Consider the following 8,180-nt stretch of genomic DNA (forward strand, 5'->3'; position numbering starts at 1 on the left):
GCCGTGCCCAGCCGCAAAGTGTTTCTTGGATAATGCGCCCTGCCTTTCGCCCACTGGCCTTGGCCATCGCTTGCTTGATGAGTACGTCGGCGCTGGCCGTCGACGGTTTCGACGCCAAGGACTTCAAAGTCAACCAGGGCCTCGGTCACGCAGCCCTGACCAAGACCAAGCCGCCGGTCAAGGTGCTGGCCTCGCTGCCGATTACCTATGGTCTGGCCGAAGCGCTGCTCAAAGGCACCAACGTAGCGCTTGAACGCGCCGCGCCGGCCAATTTACCCGGCTCACGGCAGGTGTCCTACTTCACCGGCCGCGGTGCTGCGGCACTGAACAAGTTGGCGCTGGACGCCGACGCGGCCATCGGCCTGCGCTCGCTGTGGGCCGATGACCCGCTGTACCCCGTGGCACGGCGCAGCAATATCCGCATCGTCGAAGTCGATGCCGCACGCCCGGTGGACGGTGGCTTGCCGGGTATCGCAGTACAACCGGGGGTCACCGATGGCTTGAACAGCCAACCCTGGCAATCGAGCAACAATATGGGGCGCATGGCCGACGTAATGGCCGCCGACCTGGGCCGCCTGGCCCCGGCAGCCAAACCCAGGATCGACGCTAACCTTGCCGCGTTCAAACAGCGTTTACTCAAGCTCACCGCCGACAGCGAGGCGCGATTGGCCACGGCCGACAACCTGAGTGTGGTCAGCTTGAGCGATCACTTCGCGTACCTGGTCAGCAGCTTGAACCTGGAAGTGCTCAGCACCGAAGCACGCCCCGATGCCGAGTGGACGCCTGAGGCGCTGCAGAAACTCAGCGCCGAGTTGAAGGACAACGACGTGGCGGTGGTGCTGCATCACCGTCAACCGAGTGATGCGGTCAAAGCCGCCGTAAATGCCGGCGGCTCCAGACTATTGGTATTGAATGTGGACGGTGCCGACCCGGTGACGGAGTTGGAAACCAATGTGGACCAAGTGATCAAGGCACTTACGCCCTAGGCGAGCCACCGATCCGTCAGCGATAAACTCGGTTCAATGTGGGAGCTGGCTTGCCTGCGATGCGGGCGCCTCGGTTTATCAGGCATACCGAGTCGATGCCATCGCAGGCAAGCCAGCTCCTACATTGGATCGCGGTGCATCAGCCGCTACACCACATCCACCCCCACATGAATCGCATCATGCCGCCAGAACTCCAGGTCACAGTCGATCAGGCGTTGATGCTGGTCGTAGTTCACCCGGGCGATGCGCAAGCCCGGGCTACCCACCGAGACACGCAGCGCAGCGGCCGCTTCCACCGGCAGTGAGGTGGGCACAATTTCGAAACGCACCCGCCCGTAGTGCAAGTCATATTTGCGCGCATACAGCTCAGTCATCGACTGATTCAAATCGCACGCCAGGATCCCCGGAAAATACTGCGGGTTCAGGTAGTGCTCCACGTACAACACCAGGCGTCCGTCAATCCTGCGGCCCCGGCAAATCTGGATCACGCTCGACAACGCCGGCAATTGCAACCAAGCGCACACCGCCGCAGACGCCGGTTGCAAGCGTGCGGAAATGACCTGCGTGGAAGCCTCACGCCCCTGATCGCTGACCATGGCGTGAAAGTGGCTGCGCTGCATCAGGTTATAGGCCAGCCGTGGCGGCGAGACGAACCATCCCCGACGCTCTTCGCGGTAGATCTGCCCTTGGGCTTCCAGTTGTAACAAGGCTTCCCGCACGGTAATCCGAGTGGTACCAAACAACTCGCTGAGCTTGCGTTCGGCGGGCAGTTTGCTGGCAGGCGGCAACAGGCCATGGTCGATCTGCTCTTGCAGCGCCAGGCCGATGGAAGTTACCGCCTTGATTGCCTCATCACGCATCAACGTTACCTATCTGGACTAGACCAGCACCGTTCAGGTGCACAAAACGCGCTCTATCTGGGCTTTTGCTGCTGTGTGCCAGCCTAGGCACTCCAGATGACCGACAGATGACAAAGGCTGTCGACTGCCTCTACCACACCCTGCAATACATCGGCCAAGTCCAGGGCCTGCGGGCACTTGGGCATGGTCTACGCTAAGTCGGAACTGAGCGACATCAGCGCTTCAAAAACGACATCGACATGAAACTGTCATCCATGGGGCCTAGATTGGCTCAGGTATTGCTGACCTAGACCAAACCACCGCTAACGTTCAGATAAAACGCCGCGTTGAAAACGCCCAAAGGAGCTTCGGATGAAACAGCTTTTCCTGGCATCACTGTTAGGCTCGACCATTGCCATGTGCACCGCCGCCATGGCTGCTGATACCGATCTAAAAACCTTGGAAGCCGCCGCCAAAGCGGAAGGCGCCGTCAACAGCGTCGGCATGCCCGATGACTGGGCCAACTGGAAAGGCACCTGGGAAGACCTGGCTAAAACCTACGGCCTCAAGCACATCGACACCGACATGAGCTCGGCCCAGGAAATCGCCAAGTTCAAAGCTGAAAAAGACAACGCCAGCGCCGATATCGGTGACGTGGGCGCGGCCTTCGGCCCGATCGCGGTGAAGCAGGAAGTCACCCAGCCGTACAAACCGTCTACCTGGGCCCAGGTGCCGGATTGGGCGAAAGACAAAGACGGTCACTGGGCCCTGGCCTACACCGGCACCATTGCCTTTATCGTCAACAAGAAACTGCTGCACGGCTCCGAAGTGCCTACCACCTGGGCTGACCTGCAAACCGGCAAGTACAAGGTATCGGTGGGTGACGTGAGCACCGCCGCCCAGGCTTCGAACGCAGTACTCGCCGCGGCCATCGCCAACAAAGGCGACGAGAAAAACATCGCGCCGGGCCTGCAATTTTTCACCAAGATCGCCCAGCAGGGTCGCCTCTCACTGTCCAACCCGACCATCGCCACCATGGAAAAAGGCGAAGTCGAAGTGGGTCTCGTGTGGGACTTCAACGGCCTGAGCTACAAGGCCAAGATGGCCAACCCGGATGACTACGTGGTGCTGATCCCCTCGGATGGCTCGGTGAAATCCGGCTACACCACCATCATCAACAAATACGCCAAGCACCCGAACGCCGCCAAGCTGACCCGCGAATACATCTTCAGCGATGCCGGCCAGCTCAACCTGGCACGTGGCAACGCGCGTCCGATCCGCGCTGAAACCGACTTGAAACTGCCGGCGGACGTTGCCAAGAACCTGATCCCGGGCGAGCAGTACACCAAGGCCAACCCGCAGCCGATCAAGGATGCCGATGCCTGGGAAGCGACTTCCAAGAAGCTGCCACAGATGTGGAACGAGCAGGTCATCGTAGAAATGAAGTAATCGGTCTCTCTGATCGAGGTGCGGTCAGTGTGGGAGCTGGCTTGCCTGCGATAGCGGTCTGACACTCAATATTTGTGTCCACTGATACACCGCCATCGCAGGCAAGCCAGCTCCCACATTTGATTCCATTCCAAGTTGATACTGAGCCATACCATCTTGTTGCGGAGCCCCAGTCCCCCATGAAGCACAATGTCATCCTTGTGGTGCTCGACGGCCTCAACTTCGAGGTCGCCCGGCACGCCATGGGGCACTTGCAGGCCTATGTCGGCGCAGGACGCGCAGCCCTTTACACACTGGAATGTGAACTGCCTGCCCTGTCCCGCCCGCTGTACGAGTGCATCCTCACCGGCGTGCCGCCGATTCAAAGCGGTATCGTGCACAACAACGTCTCGCGCCTGTCCAACCAGCGCAGCATTTTCCACTACGCCACCGACGCAGGCTTGAGCACCGCGGCAGCGGCTTACCATTGGGTCAGCGAGCTGTATAACCGCACGCCCTTTCTCGCCGCCCGCGATCGTCACACCGACGACCAGGCGCTGGCGATCCAGCATGGGCATTTCTACTGGAATGACCACTACCCTGATTCCCACCTGTTCGCCGATGCGGAAAGCCTGCGGATCAAGCACGCGCCAAACTTTTTGCTGGTGCACCCGATGAACATCGACGATGCCGGCCACAAGCACGGCCTCGACACCGCGCAATACCGCAACAGCGCACGCTCGGCGGACATCATCCTGGCCGACTACCTGCAAGGCTGGCTCGATGCCGGCTACCAGGTACTGGTCACCGCTGACCACGGCATGAACAACGACCGCTCCCACAACGGCCTGTTGCGCGAAGAACGAGAAGTGCCGCTGTTTGTCCTGGGTGACGCCTTCAGCCTGGACACTGACGCTGCGCCGAAACAGACCGACCTGTGCGGCACGGTCTGCGAACTGCTGGGCGTGCCCCACGACAAACCTGTGTGCCGGGAGTTGCTCAAGTGAATGCATTGACCCGCGGCAAATGGCTGGCCCTGCTATGCCTGCTGCCCTTCGCACTGTTCTTTATCGTGTTCGAAATCGCGCCGCTGGTGTGGGTGCTGATCAGCAGCCTGCAAACCGAAGAGGCCGGCTGGAGCCTGGAAAACTTCACCCGCATCTTCACCTCGAAGTTCTACCGGCAGGCGATCCAGTTCAGCCTGGAGATCAGTTTCTACTCCAGCATCTTCGGCATCATCATCGCCACCCTGGGTAGCTATTCACTGCGCCGAGTGGATTCGCCGCTGCGCAACTTTGTCACCGCGTTCGCCAACATGACCAGCAACTTCGCCGGCGTACCCCTGGCCTTCGCGTTTATCATCCTGCTGGGGTTCAACGGCAGCATCACCCTCATGCTCAAGCAGGCCGGGATCATAGAAGACTTCAACCTGTACTCGAAGACCGGCTTGATCATCCTGTATACCTACTTCCAGATTCCCCTCGGCGTGCTGCTGCTCTACCCGGCCTTCGACGCACTGCGCGAAGACTGGCGCGAGTCGGCCGCCCTGCTCGGCGCGAATGGCTGGCAGTTCTGGCGGCATATCGGCCTGCCGGTGCTCACCCCGGCCCTGCTCGGTACCTTTGTGATCCTGCTGGCCAACGCCCTCGGCGCCTACGCCACGGTCTATGCGCTTACTACCGGCAACTTCAACGTGCTGCCGATTCGCATTGCGGGCCTGGTGTCCGGCGATGTGTCGTTGGACCCGAACATGGCCAGTGCCCTGGCCGTGGTGCTGGTGGCGCTGATGACCGTGGTCACGGTGGTGCATCAATTGCTGCTCAAGAGGAGCTACCATGTCTCGCGCTGAAGCCGGCCCGGCCTCCCTCTACCATCGGGTGGTGGTGTACCTGTTGTTCCTGATCCTGGTGCTGCCTTTGGTAGGCACCTTTGTCTACTCGATTTCCAGCAGTTGGTCGGCAACCATCCTTCCCGCCGGCTTCAGCGTGAAGTGGTATGTACAGCTGTGGAGCGACCCGCGTTTTCTGATGGCCTTCGGGCAATCGTTGCTGGTGTGCGTGGGCGCACTGATCCTTTCGGTGGTGTTGATTTTGCCGCTGCTGTTCGTGGTGCATTACCACTTTCCCAAGCTCGACGCGCTGATGAACATCCTCATCCTGCTGCCCTTCGCGGTGCCGCCGGTGGTGTCCTCGGTGGGTCTGCTGCAACTGTACGGGTCCGGGCCGCTGGCGATGGTGGGCACGCCGTGGATTTTGATCGGCTGCTACTTCACCGTCGCGCTGCCGTTCATGTACCGCGCGATCACCAACAACCTGCAAGCCATCAACCTGCGCGACCTGATGGACGCTTCGCAACTGCTCGGCGCCAGCACCTGGCAGGCCGCGATCCTGGTGGTGCTGCCCAACCTGCGCAAGGGCCTGATGGTGGCGCTGCTGCTGTCGTTCTCGTTCCTGTTCGGCGAGTTCGTATTCGCCAACATCCTCGTCGGCACCCGCTACGAAACCCTGCAGGTGTACCTCAACAACATGCGCAACAGCAGCGGCCATTTCACCAGTGCCGTGGTGATCTCCTATTTCTTCTTTGTGCTGGTGCTCACCTGGGCCGCCACGCTCTTGAACAAGGACAAAAGCCAATGAGCTTCGTCAGCGTCCAACACCTGCAAAAAGGCTACACCGGCACCCCGGTGTTCAGCGATATCAATTGCGAGATCGCCAAAGGCGAGTTCGTCACCCTGCTCGGCCCGTCCGGTTGCGGCAAATCCACCCTGCTGCGCTGTATCGCCGGGCTTACCCCGGTGGACAGTGGCCAAATCCTCCTGGATGGCCAGGACATCGTGCCCCTGAGCCCGCAGAAACGCCAGATCGGCATGGTGTTCCAGAGCTACGCGCTGTTCCCCAACATGACCGTAGAGCAGAACGTTGCCTTCGGCCTGCGCATGCAGAAAGTCAACGCCGACGACAGCCACAAGCGCGTACAAGAAGTGCTGCAACTGGTGGAGCTCAAGGACCTGGCCGGCCGCTACCCGCACCAGATGTCCGGTGGCCAGTGCCAGCGCGTCGCCCTCGCCCGCTCCCTGGTGACCCGCCCGCGCCTGCTGCTGCTCGATGAACCGCTGTCGGCATTGGATGCACGGATTCGCAAGCATTTGCGCGAACAGATCCGCCAGATCCAGCGCGAACTGGGGTTGACCACGATCTTCGTGACCCACGACCAGGAAGAAGCCCTGACCATGTCCGACCGCATCTTCTTGATGAACCAGGGCAAGATCGTGCAGAGCGGCGATGCCGAAACCCTCTATACCGCGCCGGTGGATGCGTTCGCTGCCGGGTTTATCGGCAACTACAACCTGCTCGATGCCGACAAGGCCAGCCAACTGCTGCAACGGCCGATCAGCGGGCGCATCGCGATTCGCCCCGAAGCCATCGAGTTGAGCCGCAGCGGCGAGCTCGATGCGCTGGTGCGTAGCCACAGCCTGCTGGGTAACGTGATTCGCTACCGCATCGAAGCCCGCGGTGTCGAGCTGGTGGTGGACGTACTCAATCGTTCGGCCGACGACCTGCACCCGGATGGCCAGCGCCTGGCACTTTCCATCGACCCCAGCGCACTGTGTGAAGTAGCCTGACAGGCAGCGACCTATTGAGAGAGAGCATGAAGGATGGCATTGGTAATTTTTGATCTGGACGACACCCTGATTCACGGCGACTGCGCCACGCTGTGGAGCGAACAGATGGGCCGCCTCGGCTGGGTAGACCCTGAGTCGTTCATGCGCCGGAACAACGAGCTGATGGACGCCTACAGCCAGGGCCAGCTGCGGATGGAAGATTTCATGGATTTCAGCCTGGAGCCGATGATCGGCCGCACTCCGGAAGAAATCGAGCACCTGGTGGAGCCGTGGGTCGAGGACGTGATCGAGCCGCTGATCTACAGCGACGCCACCAAGACCATCGCCCGCCACCGCGCGAACGGCGACCGGATCCTGGTGATTTCCGCGTCGGGCACTCACCTGGTCACGCCGATTGCGGCGCGTATCGGCATTGAGGAAGTGCTGGGGATCAACCTAGAAGTCAGCCACGGCGTGTACAGCGGTAAGACCGTAGGCGTGCTGACCTATCGTGAGGGCAAGATCACGCGCTTGGTGGAATGGCTGGCGCAGGAAGGCGAAACCCTTGAAGGTGCCTATTTCTATTCGGACTCGCGCAATGACTTGCCGCTGCTGCTCAAGGTGGATCACCCGCAGGTGGTGAACCCGGATCCGGTGTTGCGCGCCCATGCCGAAAAGGCCGGCTGGCCGATCCATCACTGGACCTGAATCAATAGAGATCAACCTGTGGGAGCTGGCTTGCCTGCGATAGCGGTGCAACAGTGAAGAATTCTTCATCTGGTGCACCGCTATCGCAGGCAAGCCAGCTCCCACACTGACTGCATTTCAATCTAGGTTTCGGCCAGGCTATTGGCAATATGGACTACACCGAACGTAGGACGGGGTTGTTCTAGCCCCCCACATCACCGTCAACGCCTTGCAATGCTTTCACAGTGCCTCCATAGTGAGTCTGGACTGAGCCCGGTGCTGTAGCGCCGGGCTTTTTGCATTATGCGACCGGACCATATGGAACCGGCTCCCTCAAAGACGGCCTAATATGCGTTATCAATTGCCCCCGCGTCGAATCAGCATGAAGCATCTGTTCCCCAGCACCGCCCTCGCTTTTTTCATTGGTCTCGGCTTCGCGTCGATGTCGACCAATACGTTCGCAGCCAATAGCTGGGACAACCTTCAGCCTGATCGCGATGAGGTGATTGCCAGCCTTAACGTCGTCGAGTTGCTTAAGCGCCATCACTACAGCAAGCCGCCGCTGGACGACGCTCGCTCAGTGATCATCTACGACAGCTACCTCAAGCTGCTGGACCCGTCGCGCAGCTACTTCCTGGC

The 8,180-nt window shown here is 60.4% G+C and carries 8 protein-coding genes and 1 pseudogene; 8 read left to right on the forward strand and 1 reads right to left on the reverse strand.

The window, feature by feature from the left end:
• Positions 1–32 precede the first annotated feature (32 nt).
• A complete protein-coding gene (locus tag GIW04_RS24580; protein WP_120247756.1) occupies positions 33–986 on the forward strand; it encodes a metal ABC transporter substrate-binding protein in 954 nt (317 codons plus the stop codon).
• Between the two features lie 146 nt (positions 987–1,132).
• On the opposite strand, the gene GIW04_RS24585 is transcribed toward GIW04_RS24580, so the two are convergent.
• Positions 1,133–1,846, reverse strand: a complete 714-nt coding sequence (locus GIW04_RS24585) for a UTRA domain-containing protein (RefSeq protein WP_034135004.1) — start codon at positions 1,844–1,846, stop codon at positions 1,133–1,135.
• A gap of 351 nt (positions 1,847–2,197) precedes the next feature.
• Between GIW04_RS24585 and GIW04_RS24590 the strand changes: the two genes are divergently transcribed.
• From GIW04_RS24590 to GIW04_RS24620, 7 genes and pseudogenes are all read left to right on the forward strand, one after another.
• The gene (locus GIW04_RS24590; RefSeq protein ID WP_003190150.1) at positions 2,198–3,274 is read left to right on the forward strand and encodes an ABC transporter substrate-binding protein; all 1,077 of its coding nucleotides are present in this window, start codon (positions 2,198–2,200) and stop codon (positions 3,272–3,274) included.
• Between the two features lie 179 nt (positions 3,275–3,453).
• Positions 3,454–4,260, forward strand: coding sequence for an alkaline phosphatase family protein (locus GIW04_RS24595; protein WP_003190148.1), 807 nt, complete (start codon positions 3,454–3,456; stop codon positions 4,258–4,260).
• Positions 4,257–5,102 carry an ABC transporter permease gene (locus GIW04_RS24600; RefSeq protein ID WP_003190145.1) on the forward strand — a complete coding sequence of 282 codons (846 nt, stop codon included), beginning with the start codon at positions 4,257–4,259 and terminating at the stop codon, positions 5,100–5,102. Before GIW04_RS24595 ends, GIW04_RS24600 begins: the two co-directional genes overlap by 4 nt.
• Positions 5,089–5,889, forward strand: coding sequence for an ABC transporter permease (locus tag GIW04_RS24605; RefSeq protein ID WP_003190144.1), 801 nt, complete (start codon positions 5,089–5,091; stop codon positions 5,887–5,889). The genes GIW04_RS24600 and GIW04_RS24605 overlap by 14 nt, the downstream gene beginning before the upstream one ends.
• On the forward strand, positions 5,886–6,875 hold the full coding sequence (locus GIW04_RS24610; RefSeq protein ID WP_003190143.1) for an ABC transporter ATP-binding protein: 990 nt from the start codon (positions 5,886–5,888) through the stop codon (positions 6,873–6,875). The genes GIW04_RS24605 and GIW04_RS24610 overlap by 4 nt, the downstream gene beginning before the upstream one ends.
• A gap of 33 nt (positions 6,876–6,908) precedes the next feature.
• Entirely contained in the window at positions 6,909–7,562 is a 654-nt protein-coding gene (locus tag GIW04_RS24615) for an HAD family hydrolase (RefSeq protein ID WP_120247755.1), read from the forward strand.
• A gap of 361 nt (positions 7,563–7,923) precedes the next feature.
• Positions 7,924–8,180, forward strand: a pseudogene (locus GIW04_RS24620) (carboxy terminal-processing peptidase); the annotation flags it as partial.

It is taken from the genome of Pseudomonas sp. PA-4-8C (genome assembly GCF_021606625.1).
Classification (GTDB): domain Bacteria; phylum Pseudomonadota; class Gammaproteobacteria; order Pseudomonadales; family Pseudomonadaceae; genus Aquipseudomonas; species Aquipseudomonas lactis.

Bases quoted from the DNA above. Each gene is read 5' to 3' on its own strand.
- GIW04_RS24580 (WP_120247756.1), top strand. From the start codon at position 33: ATGCGCCCTGCCTTTCGCCCACTGGCCTTGGCCATCGCTTGCTTGATG.
- GIW04_RS24595 (WP_003190148.1), top strand. From the start codon at position 3,454: ATGAAGCACAATGTCATCCTTGTGGTGCTCGACGGCCTCAACTTCGAG.
- GIW04_RS24615 (WP_120247755.1), top strand. From the start codon at position 6,909: ATGGCATTGGTAATTTTTGATCTGGACGACACCCTGATTCACGGCGAC.
- GIW04_RS24605 (WP_003190144.1), top strand. From the start codon at position 5,089: ATGTCTCGCGCTGAAGCCGGCCCGGCCTCCCTCTACCATCGGGTGGTG.
- GIW04_RS24610 (WP_003190143.1), top strand. From the start codon at position 5,886: ATGAGCTTCGTCAGCGTCCAACACCTGCAAAAAGGCTACACCGGCACC.
- GIW04_RS24585 (WP_034135004.1), bottom strand. From the start codon at position 1,846: ATGCGTGATGAGGCAATCAAGGCGGTAACTTCCATCGGCCTGGCGCTG.
- GIW04_RS24590 (WP_003190150.1), top strand. From the start codon at position 2,198: ATGAAACAGCTTTTCCTGGCATCACTGTTAGGCTCGACCATTGCCATG.